The following is an 18,136-nucleotide window of genomic DNA, read 5'->3' as shown; positions in this document are numbered from 1 at the left end:
AATCACATTTATCAAACAAATACTCTGCAGACAACAGTGATCTACATCACAATTTATCCGCCATTAACTGCCTGAAGCTATAATTGTGGTTTTTTTTCATAAGAAATATGTGATGAATATCACCTATATAGGGGGTAATCGGGGGGTGACATGGTGATATCTATCACAATTATGCCACTCGGTACGCATTCGTCACGCAGCGTGGTAGAGTCCCGCTGCTTATAGAACTACCGACAGAGAATGCAACACTGTCGCAACAATTTTCACGCGCCCTTATTGTCCGGCGCGTATCAATAGGGGTGTTTTTTATGTCTTCTTCGGATATCAAGGTCAGAGTACAAAATTTTGGCCGTTTCCTGAGCAATATGGTGATGCCGAATATCGGCGCCTTTATTGCCTGGGGGATCATCACCGCGCTTTTCATACCCACCGGCTGGACACCCAATGCGACGCTGGCTAAATTAGTCGGCCCGATGATCACCTACCTGCTGCCGCTGCTTATCGGTTACACCGGCGGCCGGCTGGCCGGCGGCGAACGCGGCGGCGTGGTCGGCGCCATTACCACCATGGGCGTGATTGCCGGGGCGGATATGCCGATGTTCCTCGGCGCCATGCTGGCCGGTCCGTTGGGCGGCTGGGCGATAAAACGCTTCGACCGTATGGTTGACGGCAAAATCAAAAGCGGCTTCGAGATGTTGGTCAACAACTTCTCCGCCGGCATCATCGGTATGATTCTGGCGATTGTCGCCTTCCTGGCCATTGGGCCGCTGGTTGAAATCCTGTCCCATATCCTGGCGGCGGGCGTTAACCTGATGGTTCGCCACGACTTACTGCCGCTGGCCTCGATTTTCGTCGAACCGGCAAAAATCCTGTTCCTGAATAACGCCATCAACCACGGCATCTTCTCGCCGTTGGGCATCCAACAGGCTACCGCCACCGGCAAGTCCATCTTCTTCCTGATTGAAGCCAATCCGGGTCCGGGCATGGGCGTGCTGATTGCCTATATGATTTTCGGTCGCGGCAATGCCAAACAATCCGCCGGCGGCGCGGCCATCATCCATTTCCTGGGTGGTATCCACGAAATCTATTTCCCTTACGTGCTGATGAACCCGCGTCTGCTGATAGCGGTAATCCTCGGCGGCATGACCGGCGTGTTCACCCTGAGCGTGCTGCACGGCGGCCTGGTTTCCCCCGCTTCGCCGGGTTCCATCCTGGCGGTGTTGGCCATGACGCCTAAAGGCGCCTATTTCGCCAATATCACCGCGGTGATTGCGGCCTTTGCGGTGTCCTTTGTTATCGCCTCGATCCTGCTGAAAAGCATGAAGGCCAAGGAAGGGGACGACCTGGAAGACGCCACCCGTCGCATCAAAGACATGAAAGCGCAGTCTAAAGGCATGGCCGCGCCGGTTACCGCCGGCGCCACCGGCGACCTGGCTTCGGTACGTAAAATCATCGTGGCCTGCGACGCCGGCATGGGTTCCAGCGCCATGGGCGCCGGGGTGCTGCGTAAGAAAGTCAAGGAAGCGGGGCTGACCAATATCAGCGTCACCAACACCGCCATCAACAGCCTGCCCGAGGACGTGGATCTGGTGATTACCCATCGCGACCTGACCGAGCGGGCCATGCGTCACGCACCGCAGGCGCAGCATATCTCCCTGACCAACTTCCTGGACAGCGGTCTGTATACCGACCTGGTGGCGCGTCTGGTGGCGGTGCAGAAAACCGAAACCAATCAGAACAAAGTCATCACCACTCTGGACGATAGCTTTGAAGACAGCGAGCAGAACCTGTTCCGCCTGACCGCGGCCAATATCTTCCTCGGACGGCAGGCCGATAATAAGGAACAGGCGATCCGTTTTGCCGGTGAGCAACTGGTGAACGGCGGTTATGTGCTGCCGGAGTATGTGGAAGCGATGCTGGATCGTGAAAAACTGACCTCCACCTACCTGGGCGAGTCCATTGCGGTTCCCCATGGCACCATCGAGGCCAAGGATAAAGTGCTGCGTACCGGCGTGGTGTTCTGCCAGTATCCGGCGGGCGTGCGTTTCGGCGATGAAGAAGACGATATTGCCCGTCTGGTGATTGGCATCGCCGCGCGCAACAACGAGCACATCCAGGTGATTACCAGCCTGACCAATGCGCTGGACGACGATGCGGTTATCCAGCGGCTGATTAATACCACCGACGTAGATGAAGTGCTTGAGCTGCTCAAAGGCAGCAAAACGGCCTAACCACAGCGCGGGCGATGGAAACGGTTGTATTTGAGAGGGGGCCTGCATTGGCCCCTTTTTAACTAAGAGAATCCAAGGTTAAATCTATGAAAGCATTACATTTCGGAGCAGGAAACATCGGGCGGGGCTTTATCGGCAAACTATTGGCCGACGCCGGGGTGGAAGTGGTGTTCGCCGACGTCAACCAAACGGTACTGGACGCCCTTAACGCCAGGCATGGATACGACGTTCATGTGGTGGGCGAACAGTCCCATGTGGAAAAGGTGAGCGGCGTCAGCGCGGTCAACAGCACCGGCGCGGACGTGGTGGCGTTGATAGCCGACGTTGATCTGGTGACCACCGCCGTAGGGCCGCAGATCCTGGAACGCATCGCCGGCACCGTCGCCAAGGGCTTGATCGCGCGCCATGATGCGGGCAATACCCGGGCGCTGAATATCATCGCCTGTGAAAACATGGTGCGCGGCACCAGCCAGCTGAAACAGCATGTCCAAAAGGCGCTGCCCGAGCAGTATCACGCCTGGGTGGCGCAGCACGTCGGTTTTGTCGATTCCGCCGTGGATCGCATCGTGCCCCCGGCCGAAGCCGGTACCCAGGATCCGCTGGCGGTCACGGTGGAAACCTTTAGCGAATGGATTGTGGATAAAACCCAGTTTATCGGCGAGCCGCCGGCCATTGCCGGCATGGAGCTGACCGATAACCTGATGGCCTTTGTCGAACGCAAGCTGTTTACGTTGAACACCGGTCACGCCATCACCGCGTATCTGGGCCAGCATGCCGGGCACAAGACCATTCGCGACGCCATCCTCGACCCGGCCATCCGCCAGGTGGTGAAAGGCGCCATGGAGGAGAGCGGCGCGGTGCTGATTAACCGCTATGGTTTTGAAGCCGCGAAACACGCCGCCTACATCAACAAGATCCTGCAGCGCTTTGAAAATCCCTATCTGCATGACGATGTGGAGCGCGTCGGCCGCCAGCCGCTGCGTAAGCTCAGCGCCGGCGATCGTTTGATCAAACCGCTGCGCGGCACCCTGGAATACGGCCTGCGTCACGACAACCTGCTCAAGGGCATCGCCGCCGCCATGCATTATCATAGCGAGCAGGATCCCCAGGCGCAGGAGTGGGCGGAGCTGTTGGAAAAATCAGGTCCCGGGGCGGCGCTGGCGCAGGTCTCCGGCCTTGAGGAAGACGGCGAGGTGGTAGCGCAGGTGGTGGATCTCTATAACGCCATGCAATAATGATGAAGATCCGGGGACGGGACGTCTTCCCGTCCCCGGAAGTTACATGGTGTTCGGTGATGACGGAAAATGCTCAACTGTACGAAAACCAGGTCCTCGAACAACTGAACGCCGGCACAACGGTCAGGGATTTGATGGGCGCGGCGGTGGAATTATTGGCCGAGGCGGTCAATATTCTGGTGCTGCAAATTTTTCGCAAGGATGATTACGCGGTAAAGTATGCCGTGGAGCCGTTATTGGTCGGCGCCGGCCCGCTGGGCGAACTGCCGGTGCGCCTGAAGCTGGTGTATGCCCTGGGCGTCATCAGCCGCCAGGAATATGAAGACGCCGAGCTGCTGATGGCCTTGCACGAAGCCTTGCAGGACGATCCCAACGAGTACCGTTTTACCGACGATGAAATCCTCGGCCCGTTCAGCGAACTGCACTGCGTCGCGGCGTTCCCGCCGTTGCCGGAGTTTTCCCGCGCGCCGCAGGACGACGCGCTGGTGCGTATGCAGCAGCAGCGCTACCAGCAGATTGTCCGCTCCACCATGGTGTTGTCGGCCACCGAATTTCTGGTGCGCATCAGCGCCAAAAAAGCCTTCTCCGATAAGCTGCTGCTTAAATAATCCCTGCTTATGGCAAGACAGCCGCTGAAACGCAACGTCCCGGCCTGATGTCCGGGACGTTGCGTTTCATGCCAACCACCCCGCGGGGTGGTCTTTGCCTTGAGTGGGTGCCGGTTATTTGGCTTCGCTGAAACGTTTGGCCGCTTCATCCCAGTTCACCACGTTCCAGAAGGCCTTGATATAGTCCGGACGGCGGTTCTGGTATTTCAGGTAATAGGCGTGTTCCCATACGTCCAGGCCCAGGATCGGGTAGCCGGAGGTGCCGGCGATGGCGTCGCCCATCAGCGGATTGTCCTGGTTGGCGGTGGAGACCACGGCCAGCTTGCCGTCTTTCAACACCAGCCAGGCCCAGCCGGAGCCGAAACGGGTGGCGGCGGCTTTCTCAAACGCTTCCTTGAACGCGTCCACGGAACCCAGATCGCGCTCAATGGCGGATTTCAGTTCGCCCGTGAGGGTAGTGCCAAGCTTGAGGCCTTTCCAGAACAAGCTATGGTTGGCGTGACCGCCGGCGTTGTTGCGCAGAACGGTTTTTTTGTCCGCCGGCACCTGGTCAAGTTTTTGGATCAGTTCGTCAACCGGCAGGCTGGCAAGTTCAGGCAGGCTTTCGAGCGCGGCGTTGGCATTATTGACATAGGTCTGATGATGCTTGGTGTGATGGATTTCCATCGTTTGTTTGTCGAAATGCGGTTCCAGGGCGTCGTAAGCATACGGCAAGGATGGCAGAGTATAGCTCATCTTAATCTTCTCCATTTTTAGGTGAGCGGCACCCAGAATAAATGTTAGTGCCGCGTAAGCAATCCGATCATTATAGTTAATTAAACGTTTATTAAAACGTTTATCAGTCCCTTTTAAAGAACATGTTTAGCTTTTGCTGTCAACGATTCGGCATGGATGCGTATAAACCGTGGCCCGTCCCGGCTTGCTGAATCCCACCAGCGTCAGCCCGCAGCGCTCGGCCACCTCTACCGCCAGGGCGGTGGCGGCCGAGACGGCGAACAGGATTTCCACGCCGCACATGGCGGATTTCTGTACCATTTCATAACTGGCCCGGCTGGACACCAGCACCGCGCCGGGCGTGGCGGCCTGGCGCGCGCGGTAGCCAAGCAGTTTATCCAGCGCCACGTGGCGGCCGACGTCCTCGCAGCCCAGCGTCAGTTCGCCCTCGGGCGTGATCCAGGCCGCCGCGTGGGTACAGCCGGTCAGCCTGCCGATGGGCTGCACGCTTTTAAGCTGCGCCAGGGCGCGGTCCAGCCGTGCCAGTGGCCAGGTTTGGGTAAAGGGCAGCGGGGGGAGGGGTTTGCCTATTTCCTCAAGCTGCTCGACGCCGCAAACGCCGCAGCCGGTGCGCCCGGCCATGGCGCGCCGATGCTCTTTCAGCGCCATAAAGCGGCGGCTGGACAGTTCGATATGCACTTCCATGCCATTGCAGGCCGGCACCACGTCCATGCCGTAGATTTCGCCCGGCGCGCTGATGATGCCTTCGGACAGCGAGAAACCCAGGGCGAACTGTTCCAGCTCTTTGGGCGAGGCCATCATGACCACATGGGATATGCCGTTATAGACCAACGCCACCGGCACTTCCTCGGCCAGCCAGTCCGGTAGCTCCGAGTCGAGCTGTCCGCGCTTGCGTACGCCGAGCCGGCTTATCCCGGCAAGGGTGGTGGGATCGGTATCCTTCAGACTTAGGGGGTCGGTCACGATGTGCTACTCGCCGCTGTACTGGTGGGCCTGGAGCCTTTAGTCTACTCCACCGGAGGCGCGGTAACAAAATGGTCATGGCGCGCGCCGCTGCGCTTAAAAAAAGGCTATGCTTCAGCGTAACGATGTTTTTAAACCGGCCGCCGCAACCCGGCGGTTTTGTCGATGGCGAGAAGGATGTTTCACATGGCAATAAGTATCATCAGGATTATGACCGCGATCGCCCTGGCGGGCGCATCGGTACTGGGCGGCACGGCGGCATCCGCGCCGGCGGCGCCTTCCGCGTCTTCCAGCGCGGCGCCGGTGGCCGAAGCAGGCAACGTTGTCCAGGTCGCGCTGCTTGACGGCAAGATGACATTCCAGTTACCGCGGGATTTTGTTAACCAGACGCGGCAGGACGCCAACGCGCAAAATACCGGCGTGGTGGTCCAGCTGTTCGCCAACCAGGCGCATTCCCAGGCGGTGGGGATAAGCGAAGTGCGCACGGTTAACGGCGATGCCAACGATACCAGCGATGCGGCATTCAACAAAATGGCCCAGGGCGCGCTGTCTGGCCTCAAAACCCAGTTCAAGAATGTTAAAAAAACCGGGCAGACCCAGGTCGTGGTGAGCAAACATAAATTCCTGCGCATCGACGCCCAACAGGAAATGCAGGGTAAAGCCATGCTGGGCACCCTGCTGATAACGCCTTACATCGATCGCGTCGTCACCATCCAGGTATTGTCGCCGGTTTCCGGCGTCGGCGCCCATGACGCTCTGGTCGGCGGCATTCTGGGCACATTGTCTTTCCATTAAATACGGACTCTGCGTTCCGCGTCATGGGCCATACTATTTCTTGCGACCACGGCAACCGGAGGCAAGACAATGAAACTCGTCGGCAGCTATACCAGTCCTTATGTGCGGAAAATTTCAGTCATCCTGCTGGAAAAAAACATTGCCTTCGAGCTGGTCAGCGCCACCCCGGACGGCCGCGATGCCAGCGTCACGGCGGTGAACCCGCTGGGCAAGGTGCCGGTTCTGCTTAACGGGCGCGACGAGGGCATTTTTGATTCGCCCATCATCGCGGAATATCTGGAGCTGGCCTATCCTGAGCCGCCTTTGCTGCCGGCCGATCGCCTGGAGGCGCTGCGGGTGCGGCAAATCGAAGCATTGGCCGACGGCGTGACGGATGCGGCGATGGCCATTGTGCGCGAATGTCGGCGCGGCGCCGGCGGTCCCGATGAAAAGGAGTTGTTGAACCAGCGCGAAAAAATCCGCCGCGGACTGGACGCGCTGGAGCGGCATGCCCGCGAGGGAAGGCGGCTTAACGGCCCCACCCTGACGATTGCCGATATCGCCGTGGCCTGTACGCTGGGTTTTATCAATTATCGCCGCGTGATGCCCAACTGGTGCGTGCATCGGCCGGCGTTGGTGACGCTGGCGGAACGCCTGTTCGCGCGCACCAGTTTTGCGAGGACTGCGCCGCCGGTAGCAGCGGATTTGTATGGAGCTGAAATGTTATGACGCAAACTGTGAAGCCTCTCGAATAGTTAAAATTCAATTCCTCCTGACCTGTCTTGGCGCGGGCGCTGCGGCTAACGTTAAAGGATAACGTTTCTCGTCCCGGCCCAACTCTTGGTTCACAGTGTCTAGGAGAAAACATGGCTTACAATCCCCCCTCAAGCCGGTTGATACCCGGCGAATACGGTTATCCGCTCGAACTTAAACCACGTTATGACAACTTTATCGGCGGCGCCTGGGTCGCACCGGTAAAGGGTGATTATTTTGTCAACCTGACGCCGGTGACCGGCCTGCCGCTGTGCGAAATCGCCAGCTCCAGCTCAGCCGACGTCGATCTGGCGCTGGACGCGGCCCATCACGCCAAAGCGGAATGGGCGGCGATGTCGGTACAAACCCGCGCCAATATTATGCTGCGCATCGCCGATCGTCTGGAACAGAACGTCGAGCTGCTGGCGGCGGTGGAAACCTGGGACAACGGTAAACCCATCCGTGAGACCAGCGCCGCCGACGTGCCCCTGGCCATCGACCATTTCCGTTATTTCGCCTCCTGCCTGCGCGCGCAGGAAGGCGGCATCAGCCAAATCGACGCCGACACGGTCGCCTATCATTTCCACGAGCCGCTGGGAGTGGTGGCGCAAATTATTCCATGGAATTTCCCGCTGCTGATGGCCTGCTGGAAAATGGCCCCGGCCCTGGCCGCCGGCAACTGTATCGTCCTTAAGCCGGCCAAGCTGACCCCGCTCTCCATCCTGGTGATGATGGAGCTCATCCAGGATCTGCTGCCGGCGGGCGTGATCAACGTGGTCAACGGCGCCGGCGCCGAAATCGGCGAATATCTCGCCACCTCCAAACGCGTGGCCAAAGTCGCCTTTACCGGTTCCACGGAAGTGGGCCAGCGCATCATGAGCTACGCGTCGCAGAATATTATTCCCGTTACGCTTGAGCTGGGCGGCAAATCGCCGAATATCTTCTTTGCCGACGTCATGAACCAGGAGGATGCGTTTTTTGATAAGGCGCTGGAGGGGTTTGCCCTGTTTGCGTTTAACCAGGGCGAAGTCTGTACCTGCCCAAGCCGCGCGCTGGTGCAGGAGTCTATTTATGAGCGTTTTATGGAACGGGCGGTGAAACGCGTCGAAGCCATCCGCAGCGGTAACCCGCTTGATGCCCGCACCCAACTGGGCGCACAGGTGTCGTCAGGACAAATGGACACCATTCTCAACTATATCGATATCGGCAAAAAAGAGGGTGCCGAAATCCTTACCGGCGGGCGGCGCAAACAGATGGAGGGACAGCTGTCCGAGGGCTACTACCTGGAGCCGACCATCCTGTTCGGCAAAAACAGCATGCGGGTATTCCAGGAGGAAATCTTCGGCCCGGTGCTGGCGGTGACCACCTTCAAGGATATGGATGAGGCGCTGGCGCTGGCCAACGACACGGACTACGGCCTGGGCGCCGGCGTCTGGAGCCGCGATGGCAATGTGGCCTATAAAATGGGCCGCGGCATCCAGGCCGGCCGCGTCTGGACCAACTGTTATCACGCGTATCCCGCCCATGCCGCCTTCGGCGGTTATAAACAGTCCGGTATCGGGCGCGAAACCCATAAGATGATGCTGGAGCATTACCAGCAGACCAAATGCCTGCTGGTCAGCTATTCCGATCAGCCGATGGGGCTGTTTTAGCCGGGCGAGGGCCACATGGCCGGCGATTGCCGGCCATGTTACTCAGGGATCTACAGCGCCGGCGTGGTAATTGAGGCGGGTGTGGAGGCGCGCCGGCGGATAAACAGCCTGACCAGCGTATACCACCCCAGCACGCTTATCAGGTTGAACAGGTTGAAAATGCCGCTGCCGCCCTGGGCGTAGAGAGCCTTGGCCAATTCTATGCCCAAGGTATAGACCAGGATGTTCAGCATGCCCAGCGCGGCGGAGACCGTGCCCTTGCTCATGGCGCAGGAAAACAGCGTCAGGCGGTATAGCCCGGCGTTGGCCACGCCGATGCCGTAGGCGTACAGGCTCAGGCCGGCGGTCATCCACATGTAGGCGTGAGGCGAGAACAGGGTTGCCGCGGTGGACAAGAGCAGCCCGCCGATGATCGGCGCGGCGCCGAGTTTGATCAGCTGTTCCACGCTACGCCGGCCGCTTAAACGCGCCAGGGTGACATTGCCCAGCATCAGCGCGCCGAACACCGGCATCTGCAGCAAACCGTATTCCATCGGCGCCAGTCCCGCGTCGCCCATCAGGATCACCGGCGATTGGGCCAGCCATGACAGCAGCGGCAGGCCGGCCAGGCCGATGGCCATGGCGCCGTAAAGGAACGGGCGATTGGCCAGCACCACCCGATAGTCCCGCCACAGGCCGGCCGGTGATAAGGGTTCCCCCAGACGCGAGGCGGTTTCGGGCATGGCGCGCCACAGGCCCGCCAGCGCGATGGCCGCCATGCCGGCAAACAGCACGAACATGATTTGCCAGGAGGCGAACTGGATAATTATGGCGCCGGCCAGCGGACCCAATAGCGGGGCAATCAGGGCGACGTTGGCCATTAACGCGGTAATTTTGATACAGGTGGTCTCATCGAACGCCTCCTGAATCGCGGCGTAGCCGACCGCGCCGATAAAACACAGGCCGAAGCCCTGTAAAAACCGCAGCGCCATAAACTGCTCAATGGTCCGCGCCAGCAGGATGCCCAGACAGGCGATGATAAAAAATACCACCCCGGCCAGCATCACCGGACGGCGGCCGCGGCGATCCGACAACGGCCCCAGCAGCCATTGCAGCACCATGCCGCCGGCCAGATAGGCGGTCATGGAGGTGGGAACCCATTCCTGCCCGGCGTTAAATGAATCGACCACCGCCATCATGCCCGGCTGGATCATGTCGTTGCCGATATAGACGGCAAATTCAAACAACACCAGGCATAACGGAAACAGCAGCGCCCGCCGGCCTAAACGGACGGGGGTTGATAATGATGTCTGCATATATAACCAAATGAATTATAAGCTGGAAATAGAAAAACCGGCCAATGCCGCGACCATTGGCCGGCTATTTTGCATTCAATTGACAGCCCGCGCAACCCCTGCACAGGATATCGCGGGTGCGGATAATTCATTTTTACTTTGCATCCTTATTTGTCGATATATAGCCTATTTTTAAGGTATTGAAGATCAGGGGCACGAATGCAAAATGCGGATAGGGATGATGTGAGTGGACGAAGATAAAAGAATCGACTGGATAGATAATCTGCGTGCGCTGGCCTGCATGATGGTGATAATGATTCATACCACCTCGTTTTACGTGACCCATGGTCTGGACATTGGCGAACACAACTGGCTGCTGGCCAATGTGCTTAACTCCATGTCGCGGGTTGCCGTTCCGCTGTTTTTTATGATGTCGGGTTTTCTTTTTTTCGGCCCCAGGCGCGCCGGTTCCAGGCATTTTCTGCGCGTGGGGCTTTGCCTGCTGTTTTACAGTCTGCTTGGCCTGCTGTATATGGCGATTTTTACCCCGATCAGCGCGGCGCAGGCATTGACCGGCGCCTTGCAGAAGCCGGTTTTCTACCATCTCTGGTTTTTCTACGCGGTCATTGTTATCTATTTGCTGTCACCGCTGATTGAGATCAAACCGGTGTCCGCAGGCTATCTGTCCATATTGATTTTACTGCTGGCGGTCGCCGCCAATCCCAATACCCTGCCGTTTAATCACGGGCATATCAGGCTATTGCCGATAAACCTGTTTATCAGCGGCGATACGTTTTATTACCTCTTTTACGCGGTTCTGGGCCGGGCGGCGGGCGTGCTGGACCTGAAGGGTAAAAAAATCCCCGTTATCGCCGCGGCGCTATTTATCACCAGCGTGGCGCTGGTGGCGATGGGCACGAAAAAGCAGCTGATTATCAATGGAGATTTTGCCGATACCTATTATCTGTATTGCGGTCCCTTGGTCTTTATCGGCGCCGTCAGCCTGTTTGTGTTTTTTAAACAGGCCTGCCGGCGGCCATGGTGGACACCGCTGCGCCTGGTTTCCCGTTGTTCCCTGGCGATTTATGGCTTCCATGCGTTTATCATTCATTACATCCGCACCCATGGGCTGGATTTTAAAGCGGCGCCGCCGCTGGATATCCTGTATGTGTTTGTCGTCACGCTCTCGCTGAGCCTGCTGTTGGCCATGGGACTACGGCGCATCGATACGCGCCGCTGGGTCAGCTGACGGCTTGGGCGCAGGCGGGCTCTCGGGTTGCAACCGCCAATTGCCGTCAATCATGCCAGCGCAGTTGCGCCCGGCGCAGCTGGCGGCTGGAGGAAAAACCGGCGGCCAGCGCCGATTTTTCGATGCCCTGGCCCTGCTGCAAACGCTGCTGCGCCACCGCCAGCCGCAGCTGTTCGTGATATTCCCTGACGCTCAGCCCTAAATGCTCCCGGAACAGGCGGGTCAGGTGACGGCTGCTCATAAAGACCTGCCGCGCCAGTTCGTCAAGCCGCCATTCCGCCTCCGGCTCATGGGCCAGGATATCCTGGGCGCGGTGGACCGCCGGATGCAGATGGTTGCGATGGCGCAGCCAGGGCGAAAGCTGCGGGTCGTCGCCGCCACGGCGGAAATAGACCACCATTTCCCTGGCGACGGCCATGGCCTGCTGCGGCCCAACGTACTGGCTGACCAGATACAGGGCCAGATCGATGCCGGCGGTAATACCGGCGCTGGTGAATACCCCGCGATCCTCGACAAAAATCCGGTTGTCCCTGACCAGGGCGGCCGGGGCCTGCTGACGCAGGCGCTCCATCACGTCGTGGTGGGTGGTGCAGCGGTACCCGTCCAGCAGACCGGCTCGCCCGGCCAGCAGCGACCCGGAGCACACGCACACCAGAGTCCATGTCCGCTCCTGAAAGGCCAATCGGTGCTCTTGCAGCCACCGCTTGGCCTCCAGGGCCGGCGGGCTGTCCAACTGATGGCGGGAATCGGCGACGCCCGCCAGCACCACGATGCTCTCCGGCGGCAGGGAAACCGGCAGCGGCTCCACGCGGCTAATGGTCATGCCGGTGGAGGTGGCGATCTCCGCCTGCGGGCCGATGTAATGCAGCCTGAAGGCGCCGGATAGCGCCAGCACCTCCGCCGGGCCGGTAAGATCCAGCGCCATGACCTGGGGCAACACCAGGAAGTAGACATCACGCATCAGGCTTGCTCCAGCTCCTTCAGGCATTCGGCCACGGTGCGGATGGCGGCGAAACGATCGGTAAGCACCGTTTCGGTGCGGTGCTTCAGATCCCCGCTGCTAAGCGTGCGGCCGGCATGGGTCATGGGAAACGTCAGCGTTGCCTCGGTCACGAAGGTGACGCGATACCCCAGATCCGAGGCCACCCGGGCGGTGGTTTCACAGCACTGCTCGGTACGGATGCCGGCGATAATCACATGCTTGATGCCGCGTTCATCCAGCCACTCGCGCAGCCCGGATTCGGTCAGGGCGTTATGAACATGTTTGTGGAACACGGCGTCGGCGGTATGGGTTAAAAACGGCAGCGGTTTTACCAGGCCGGACTGCGGGCTGAAGGGGCCGTCGCCGCTGTTATGGAAAATATCCACCAGCGCCGCGCCGCGCTGCCGGCATCCCAGGATAAGAGACTGTATCGCCTGTTTGAAAGCGGGCACGTCGTCTTCCGACCAGAAGGGACGCTGCAGGAAAGATTGCTGAACATCAATAATCAATAACGCGCTCTGTGCCATTTCCGGACTCCGTGATAATGCTGTAGCACTATAGTGCCCATGGGCAGGGCACTTAAACAGGTTAAATCCGGCCATGATCAGGCTAATTCGGGACAATACCGCCAACCGGCGCTGACGTGCGCCAGTAGTCGTAATAGATATGTTCAACCTGGAAGTCGGTCTTTCGTTTATCGCCGGTCAGGCGATAGGCCAGGGAGAAGGCAAAATCAAAGGCGACGCCCAACCCTTTACCGCTGAGCAGGTTGCCGTCCTCGACGACTTTCTCATCAATAAAATGGCCGTCGCCAACCGCCAGGTGCAGATCGCCGGAGCACACGTAGCCTCGCCCCTTGAGCAAATCATTGCCGCCCAGCACCCGGGCCGCGGCCGAACATAGCGGACAGATCCATTTACCCGCCTCATCGTGACGACGGATAAATTCCGTTACCAGCGGATTGGCGGCCAGGTTAACCGTGCCTTCAAGGCCGCCGGGGATCACTACGGCATCATAAAACGTCTCCTGGCGATGCTCCAGCAGGGCGTCGGCGAACATGCGGATCTGATGATAGCTGACCAGCTCAAGCCGGTCCTGGCACGCAAGGGTTTCGACCTTGATATCCAAACGGCGCAGCACATCTATCACGATGATGGCTTCCGCTTCCTCAAAACCCTTCGCCAGCAATACGGCGACTGTCTTGGACATATTTCCTCCGATATTACTGTTAAATAATGACTCGACGCCATAGATTAACATGGAGGAAGCCTTAAATTAGAACGCTGTTTCAATTTTGAAAGGAGGATCGCAAATTTACCGCTCCGGCTAATCTTCGGTCCAAACGCCCAATACATAGCCGTCAGGATCGCGGAAATGGAAGCGTTGTCCGCCGGGGAAGGCAAAGATCGGTTTGACGATTTCCGCGCCGGCGGCCTCAAGCTTTTTCAGCGTGCCGGGCAGATCGCTGGCGTAAAAGATGACCAACGGGCCGCCGCCGGCGGTGATCGCCTCGGTAGAGGTGAACCCGCCGGTGATCCTGCCGTCGTAAAATTCCGTATAGGTCGGGCCGTAATCGGTAAATGCCCAGCCGAACACCGAACCGTAGAATTGTTTGGCGCGCTGGATGTCGCTGACGTTGAATTCAACATAATCCACCTGACCATTTGCGCCTATCTCTTTCATCGGGAATTCCTCCTTTTGAGTTGGGGTCTGCTAAGTATGGCCCAGGTTTGGCGATATGGCAGGTTTAGGCAGCGACTGGCCGGGTATTATTCCTGTTTCCCGTAATGCATGCCTTCGAGCTTCATGCCGTCGGGATCGAGGAAAAACACCGCATAATAGTCGGCATAATATTCGCCGGCGGGGTCGACGATGTCGGCTTGGTTTTGTTCGAGCCACGCCTGTAGCTCATCCACGTCCCGGCGGCTGTTCAGCGACCAGGCATAGTGGTGGAATCCCACATCGCCTTTACGATACGGATGCGTTTTACCCTGTTCGTCCGCCTGGTAAATCCAAAAGCGAGTAGAGCCGTTGCTCCAGCCCATCGCCCCGGACATCTCGTCCATGACCGAAAAACCAAGGAACGAAAACAATCCGCTGTAGAATTTTTTTGAAACGGCAAAATCGCTCACGCTGACCACCAAATGATCAACCGCCTGTACTCGAGACATGATTTCCTCCTGTTGCGCGCCGGGTTATGCTTGTTCCGGATTATGCCATAGGGTGGTAATGCCGCCCCGTTCGCCGCTGACCGGATCGGTGGCGGGAAGCGGCACCCGTTCGATATGCGGGCGCACCGACGCCAGCCTGGCGGGATCGTCGCGGCATAAATCGGCGTTCATGCCGTTGGGATAAGCGCCGACCACCATAAAATCCTCGCTTGATTGCAGCGCCTTATGGCCGACGCCGGCCGGGATCAGCACCACGTCGCCCAGGGACAGCGTGACCTCCGGCCCGGTTTCACCGCCAAACTGTACCCGGGATTCGCCGGCGTATACGCCCAGCAGCTCGTGGCAGTTTGAATGGAAGTGGGTAAAGTTGTAAATAATATAACGCCACTGGGCCGGCCAGTCGTTGGCGGCGAAATGACGCTCCAGCCAGGCCGCCGGATCGGGGGTTTGCGCCGGAATCACCCCGCGGTAGATAACCAGGGGCAATGGGCTATTGGGGACACCGCCCACCGCGCCGTTCAACTCCAGAGTTTCTATGGTCATAAGGTTCCCGCTCCTGCTCGTCTGGTGGGTCATGGGCTAATGCCATGAAGATCCGCAATAAGTCTTATCAGCATAGTTAATCGAGAGAATGATGCGAATGATTTACAGATTACACCGACAAGGCATAAGCTAGCCGGTGCGATGAACCGCACGCAACCGCCGTTCATTAATTTTTCTTTAACAGGAGTAGCCACATGAGCAATGCATTTCTGGACGTGATAAAAGCCCGCCGGTCCATTTACGCCATCGGCCGCAATGTCGCGCTATCGGATGACCAGATCGCCTCGCTGGTAAAAGAAGCGGTCAAACATAGCCCTTCGTCCTTTAATTCCCAAAGCTCCCGCGTTGTTGTCCTTTTTGGCGCACAGCACGAAAAATTATGGAATATCATCAAGGAAACGCTGAGAAAAATCGTACCCGCGGAATCCTTCGGCACGACTGAAACCAAACTGGCCTCATTCGCCGCAGGCAAAGGGACGGTGCTGTTTTTTGAAGACACCAAGGTGATAGATGTTTTGCAAAAGCAATTTGCCGCTTACGCCGATAATTTTCCCATCTGGTCGGAACATTCCACCGGCATCGCTCAATTCTCGGTATGGTCCGCCCTGGCGCAGGAACGCATCGGCGCCACCCTGCAGCATTATAACCCGTTGATTGATGACGAAGTTAAACGCACCTGGCAACTGCCGGACAGCTGGAAACTGCGCGCGCAAATGCCGTTTGGCTCCATTGAACAGGCGGCGGGCGAAAAAACCTTTATCGACGATGAAGAGCGTTTCCGCATTTTTAAATAAAACCACAGCAGCAGGTGAGGCGGACAAGACGGGCTGGTCGACAAAAGCCCGCCCGCCGGCGTGACGGGCACCGGCCCGCCGCGCCCGCCGCCGGTCCGTGGGCTGGGCGCGGTAGGGGTAAGGATTTTTTTACGCGGAGGCTTGGTCAGCGTCGTCCAGCGTGGCTATATTATACCAAGGCTGGTCAAAAAACAGGCAAGTCATTACGGAGGAGCAAGGCGATGACTCGAATTCTTCTGGTATTTTTATTTTTTGTGGCAATTTGCGCGGGTATCATGGTCGTGCAAATGGGCGGACGGTACCCCTGGATATAACTATTTGTTCCTGGATGGAATCTTGCGAAAGCCGGACCAGAGCTGCACGGTATTGATAAGCACCATTAAGGCCGTGAACAAAAACACCCAGCGAAATCCCAGTACCGCCGAGACGCTGGAGCCGATAAGCGGCCCGACCACATTCCCCATATACATAAACGACTGGTTATAGCCGAAGATGCGGCCGGTTACCCTGTCGCTGGAAAATTTTACCAGCAGCGTCTGAACCGCGGGCATCAGCGCGCCGTCGGTGAACCCGAGCAGGAAACGCAGCACCCCGAGCTGCAGGGGCGTCTTCACCAGGGCCATGCAGCAAAACAGCGCTATGCTTGCCACCATTGCCGCCAACAGAATGCGCGAGGTGCCGATGCGATCGCCCAACTGGCCCAGGCGCGGCGCGGCCAGCAGCGCCGATACCCCCGGCACGGCGGCAATCACGCCGCTGATGAAAGCCAGGTTGCCGGTATCATTGGAAATATCTTTGATAAACAAGGTCAGGATGGGACTGATTGAGCTGTTGGTCAGCTGGATCATCATGGTGGTAATAAACAGGCTGAAGATAAGGCCGGGATAGGGTAATGAATGAAAGATCGCCCGGCCCTTTAGCTGATCGGCTTTGTTAATGTTGATCTTGTTCTCTTTAATCAAGAACAGCGTCACCAAAAAACTGGTGAACATCAGCGCCGACGTAACCAGAAAGACCACCCGCAGCCCGAGGTGATCGGCCATGAAGCCGCCGAGCAGCGGGCCGACAATCACCCCCGACACCTGGCCGGTGGAAAGGGTGCCGAGCGCCCAGCCGCTTTTTTCGCGCGGCACCTGCGATGCCACCAGCGCCATGGCATTGGGAATATACCCCGATGTCAGGCCCATCAGCGCCCGCAGCAGGAACAACTGATAGACGTTACTGGCAAAACCCTGCAGCGCAATCACCACCGCCATGCCAAGCGACGCGCGCAGCAACATCAGCTTGCGTCCCCGCCGATCCGCCAGGCTGCCCCACAGCGGCGCCACCACCGCGGAAACCAGGAAGGTCGCGCTGAACACCAATCCCGACCAGATACTAAGCGCCTCATGGGAGCGCACGCCCAGTTGCTCAACGTACAATGGCAAAAATGGCAGGATTTGGCTCATGGCCAGGCCGGTAAAAAAACAGCCTAACCAGACGGAAAAGATATTGATCTTCCAGGCTTCCATGGGTCACACGCAGTAGGTAAAAATTGATAGCAAGTTTGCTAATGGTATCATTTAAGTGAAAATTCACGCTAACAACTTACCGAAAAAGTGTAGCAAAAATGCACGCCATCTGTTTTTTACCCTCGCCGCCCGGCACAAAGCGCGCGTGAAAAATAATTTGCTATTCTATCGCGCGCTATTTATAATTGCGCCATGAAAACGAAACATGACGATCAAAAAGCGGCGGCCACGCCCTTGGCCCTTGATCAGCAATTCTGCTTTGCCCTGTATTCGGCGAACCTGGCCTTGAACAAAGTCTATCGCAAATTGCTGGCCAAGCTCGATCTCACCTATCCCCAATATCTGGTGATGCTGGTGCTGTGGGAGCGCGACGAGGTGATGGTGTCGGATATCGGCGAACGGCTCTATCTTGATTCCGCCACGCTGACACCTTTGCTCAAACGCCTTGAAATCGCCGGCCTGCTGGGGCGTTTTCGCTCCGCGGCCGATGAACGCCAGGTGATTATCCGTCTGACCGACAAGGGACGGGCATTACGCGAAATAGCGCGAACCTTGCCGGGCGACGTGCTGTGCGCCACGGCCTGCAGTGAAGAAAAACTTAATGAGTTAAAACGACAGCTGCAAACGCTGCGTGCCCAACTGGCGCAGTGGTAACTCCCCG

The 18,136-nt window shown here is 58.0% G+C and carries 19 protein-coding genes; 9 read left to right on the top strand and 10 right to left on the bottom strand.

Annotated elements, in window-relative coordinates; translation table 11 throughout:
* The first annotated feature begins 308 nt into the window (after window positions 1-308).
* From VGC33_RS05170 to VGC33_RS05160, 3 genes are all read left to right on the top strand, one after another.
* Window positions 309-2,231, top strand: coding sequence for a PTS mannitol transporter subunit IICBA (locus VGC33_RS05170; protein ID WP_331119682.1), 1,923 nt, complete (start codon window positions 309-311; stop codon window positions 2,229-2,231).
* An 86-nt stretch (window positions 2,232-2,317) separates the two neighbouring features.
* Window positions 2,318-3,466, top strand: a complete 1,149-nt coding sequence (locus tag VGC33_RS05165; protein WP_331119681.1) for a mannitol-1-phosphate 5-dehydrogenase — start codon at window positions 2,318-2,320, stop codon at window positions 3,464-3,466.
* Window positions 3,467-3,525: 59 nt separating this feature from the next.
* The gene (locus VGC33_RS05160) at window positions 3,526-4,074 is read left to right on the top strand and encodes an MltR family transcriptional regulator (protein WP_331119680.1); all 549 of its coding nucleotides are present in this window, start codon (window positions 3,526-3,528) and stop codon (window positions 4,072-4,074) included.
* 114 nt (window positions 4,075-4,188) lie between these two features.
* On the opposite strand, the gene sodA is transcribed toward VGC33_RS05160, so the two are convergent.
* Entirely contained in the window at window positions 4,189-4,809 is a 621-nt protein-coding gene (gene sodA / locus VGC33_RS05155; RefSeq protein WP_331119679.1) for a superoxide dismutase [Mn], read from the bottom strand.
* A gap of 126 nt (window positions 4,810-4,935) precedes the next feature.
* Window positions 4,936-5,721: a formate dehydrogenase accessory sulfurtransferase FdhD gene (gene fdhD / locus VGC33_RS05150; RefSeq protein WP_331119690.1), complete on the bottom strand. Its 786-nt coding sequence runs from the start codon at window positions 5,719-5,721 to the stop codon at window positions 4,936-4,938.
* Between the two features lie 237 nt (window positions 5,722-5,958).
* Between fdhD and VGC33_RS05145 the strand changes: the two genes are divergently transcribed.
* From VGC33_RS05145 to exaC, 3 genes are all read left to right on the top strand, one after another.
* On the top strand, window positions 5,959-6,567 hold the full coding sequence (locus tag VGC33_RS05145; protein ID WP_331119678.1) for a DcrB/PsbP domain-containing protein: 609 nt from the start codon (window positions 5,959-5,961) through the stop codon (window positions 6,565-6,567).
* Between the two features lie 69 nt (window positions 6,568-6,636).
* The gene (locus tag VGC33_RS05140) at window positions 6,637-7,275 is read left to right on the top strand and encodes a glutathione S-transferase (RefSeq protein ID WP_331119677.1); all 639 of its coding nucleotides are present in this window, start codon (window positions 6,637-6,639) and stop codon (window positions 7,273-7,275) included.
* A gap of 137 nt (window positions 7,276-7,412) precedes the next feature.
* Window positions 7,413-8,951 (top strand): acetaldehyde dehydrogenase ExaC, encoded by a 1,539-nt coding sequence (exaC, locus tag VGC33_RS05135; RefSeq protein ID WP_331119676.1) that lies wholly within the window; start codon window positions 7,413-7,415, stop codon window positions 8,949-8,951.
* 50 nt (window positions 8,952-9,001) lie between these two features.
* Here exaC and VGC33_RS05130 read toward each other — a convergent pair whose 3' ends face one another.
* On the bottom strand, window positions 9,002-10,246 hold the full coding sequence (locus VGC33_RS05130) for an MFS transporter (RefSeq protein ID WP_331119675.1): 1,245 nt from the start codon (window positions 10,244-10,246) through the stop codon (window positions 9,002-9,004).
* A 226-nt stretch (window positions 10,247-10,472) separates the two neighbouring features.
* Here VGC33_RS05130 and VGC33_RS05125 point away from each other — a divergent pair, with 226 nt between their 5' ends.
* Window positions 10,473-11,474, top strand: a complete 1,002-nt coding sequence (locus VGC33_RS05125; RefSeq protein WP_331119674.1) for an acyltransferase — start codon at window positions 10,473-10,475, stop codon at window positions 11,472-11,474.
* A gap of 46 nt (window positions 11,475-11,520) precedes the next feature.
* Here VGC33_RS05125 and VGC33_RS05120 read toward each other — a convergent pair whose 3' ends face one another.
* The 6 genes from VGC33_RS05120 to VGC33_RS05095 form a co-directional block, all read right to left on the bottom strand.
* Complete coding sequence (locus tag VGC33_RS05120; protein WP_331119689.1) at window positions 11,521-12,438, bottom strand: GlxA family transcriptional regulator; 918 nt, start codon at window positions 12,436-12,438, stop codon at window positions 11,521-11,523.
* Window positions 12,435-12,983, bottom strand: coding sequence for an isochorismatase family protein (locus VGC33_RS05115; RefSeq protein ID WP_331119673.1), 549 nt, complete (start codon window positions 12,981-12,983; stop codon window positions 12,435-12,437). The genes VGC33_RS05120 and VGC33_RS05115 overlap by 4 nt, the downstream gene beginning before the upstream one ends.
* 82 nt (window positions 12,984-13,065) lie before the next feature.
* Window positions 13,066-13,665: a DJ-1/PfpI family protein gene (locus VGC33_RS05110; protein WP_331119672.1), complete on the bottom strand. Its 600-nt coding sequence runs from the start codon at window positions 13,663-13,665 to the stop codon at window positions 13,066-13,068.
* A gap of 117 nt (window positions 13,666-13,782) precedes the next feature.
* The gene (locus VGC33_RS05105) at window positions 13,783-14,139 is read right to left on the bottom strand and encodes a VOC family protein (protein ID WP_331119671.1); all 357 of its coding nucleotides are present in this window, start codon (window positions 14,137-14,139) and stop codon (window positions 13,783-13,785) included.
* An 86-nt stretch (window positions 14,140-14,225) separates the two neighbouring features.
* On the bottom strand, window positions 14,226-14,627 hold the full coding sequence (locus VGC33_RS05100; protein WP_331119670.1) for a VOC family protein: 402 nt from the start codon (window positions 14,625-14,627) through the stop codon (window positions 14,226-14,228).
* 24 nt (window positions 14,628-14,651) lie between these two features.
* A complete protein-coding gene (locus tag VGC33_RS05095; protein WP_331119669.1) occupies window positions 14,652-15,170 on the bottom strand; it encodes a cupin in 519 nt (172 codons plus the stop codon).
* Window positions 15,171-15,364: 194 nt separating this feature from the next.
* Between VGC33_RS05095 and VGC33_RS05090 the strand changes: the two genes are divergently transcribed.
* A complete protein-coding gene (locus VGC33_RS05090; protein ID WP_331119668.1) occupies window positions 15,365-15,964 on the top strand; it encodes a nitroreductase family protein in 600 nt (199 codons plus the stop codon).
* 314 nt (window positions 15,965-16,278) lie between these two features.
* Here the strand turns inward: VGC33_RS05090 and VGC33_RS05085 are convergent, their stop codons facing one another.
* On the bottom strand, window positions 16,279-17,475 hold the full coding sequence (locus VGC33_RS05085) for a multidrug efflux MFS transporter (protein ID WP_331119667.1): 1,197 nt from the start codon (window positions 17,473-17,475) through the stop codon (window positions 16,279-16,281).
* Window positions 17,476-17,667: 192 nt separating this feature from the next.
* Here VGC33_RS05085 and VGC33_RS05080 point away from each other — a divergent pair, with 192 nt between their 5' ends.
* Complete coding sequence (locus VGC33_RS05080) at window positions 17,668-18,129, top strand: MarR family winged helix-turn-helix transcriptional regulator (protein ID WP_331119666.1); 462 nt, start codon at window positions 17,668-17,670, stop codon at window positions 18,127-18,129.
* Window positions 18,130-18,136 lie beyond the last annotated feature (7 nt).

The sequence above is a fragment of the Acerihabitans sp. genome, assembly GCF_036398755.1.
Taxonomy (GTDB): Bacteria; Pseudomonadota; Gammaproteobacteria; order Enterobacterales; family Enterobacteriaceae; genus Acerihabitans.
This window is presented reverse-complemented; position numbering and strand designations above follow the sequence as displayed.

Bases quoted from the DNA above. Each gene is read 5' to 3' on its own strand.
- VGC33_RS05170 (WP_331119682.1), top strand. From the start codon at position 309: ATGTCTTCTTCGGATATCAAGGTCAGAGTACAAAATTTTGGCCGTTTC.
- VGC33_RS05165 (WP_331119681.1), top strand. From the start codon at position 2,318: ATGAAAGCATTACATTTCGGAGCAGGAAACATCGGGCGGGGCTTTATC.
- VGC33_RS05160 (WP_331119680.1), top strand. From the start codon at position 3,526: ATGACGGAAAATGCTCAACTGTACGAAAACCAGGTCCTCGAACAACTG.
- sodA (WP_331119679.1), bottom strand. From the start codon at position 4,809: ATGAGCTATACTCTGCCATCCTTGCCGTATGCTTACGACGCCCTGGAA.
- VGC33_RS05145 (WP_331119678.1), top strand. From the start codon at position 5,959: ATGGCAATAAGTATCATCAGGATTATGACCGCGATCGCCCTGGCGGGC.
- VGC33_RS05140 (WP_331119677.1), top strand. From the start codon at position 6,637: ATGAAACTCGTCGGCAGCTATACCAGTCCTTATGTGCGGAAAATTTCA.
- exaC (WP_331119676.1), top strand. From the start codon at position 7,413: ATGGCTTACAATCCCCCCTCAAGCCGGTTGATACCCGGCGAATACGGT.
- VGC33_RS05130 (WP_331119675.1), bottom strand. From the start codon at position 10,246: ATGCAGACATCATTATCAACCCCCGTCCGTTTAGGCCGGCGGGCGCTG.
- VGC33_RS05115 (WP_331119673.1), bottom strand. From the start codon at position 12,983: ATGGCACAGAGCGCGTTATTGATTATTGATGTTCAGCAATCTTTCCTG.
- VGC33_RS05110 (WP_331119672.1), bottom strand. From the start codon at position 13,665: ATGTCCAAGACAGTCGCCGTATTGCTGGCGAAGGGTTTTGAGGAAGCG.
- VGC33_RS05105 (WP_331119671.1), bottom strand. From the start codon at position 14,139: ATGAAAGAGATAGGCGCAAATGGTCAGGTGGATTATGTTGAATTCAAC.
- VGC33_RS05100 (WP_331119670.1), bottom strand. From the start codon at position 14,627: ATGTCTCGAGTACAGGCGGTTGATCATTTGGTGGTCAGCGTGAGCGAT.
- VGC33_RS05095 (WP_331119669.1), bottom strand. From the start codon at position 15,170: ATGACCATAGAAACTCTGGAGTTGAACGGCGCGGTGGGCGGTGTCCCC.
- VGC33_RS05090 (WP_331119668.1), top strand. From the start codon at position 15,365: ATGAGCAATGCATTTCTGGACGTGATAAAAGCCCGCCGGTCCATTTAC.
- VGC33_RS05085 (WP_331119667.1), bottom strand. From the start codon at position 17,475: ATGGAAGCCTGGAAGATCAATATCTTTTCCGTCTGGTTAGGCTGTTTT.
- VGC33_RS05080 (WP_331119666.1), top strand. From the start codon at position 17,668: ATGAAAACGAAACATGACGATCAAAAAGCGGCGGCCACGCCCTTGGCC.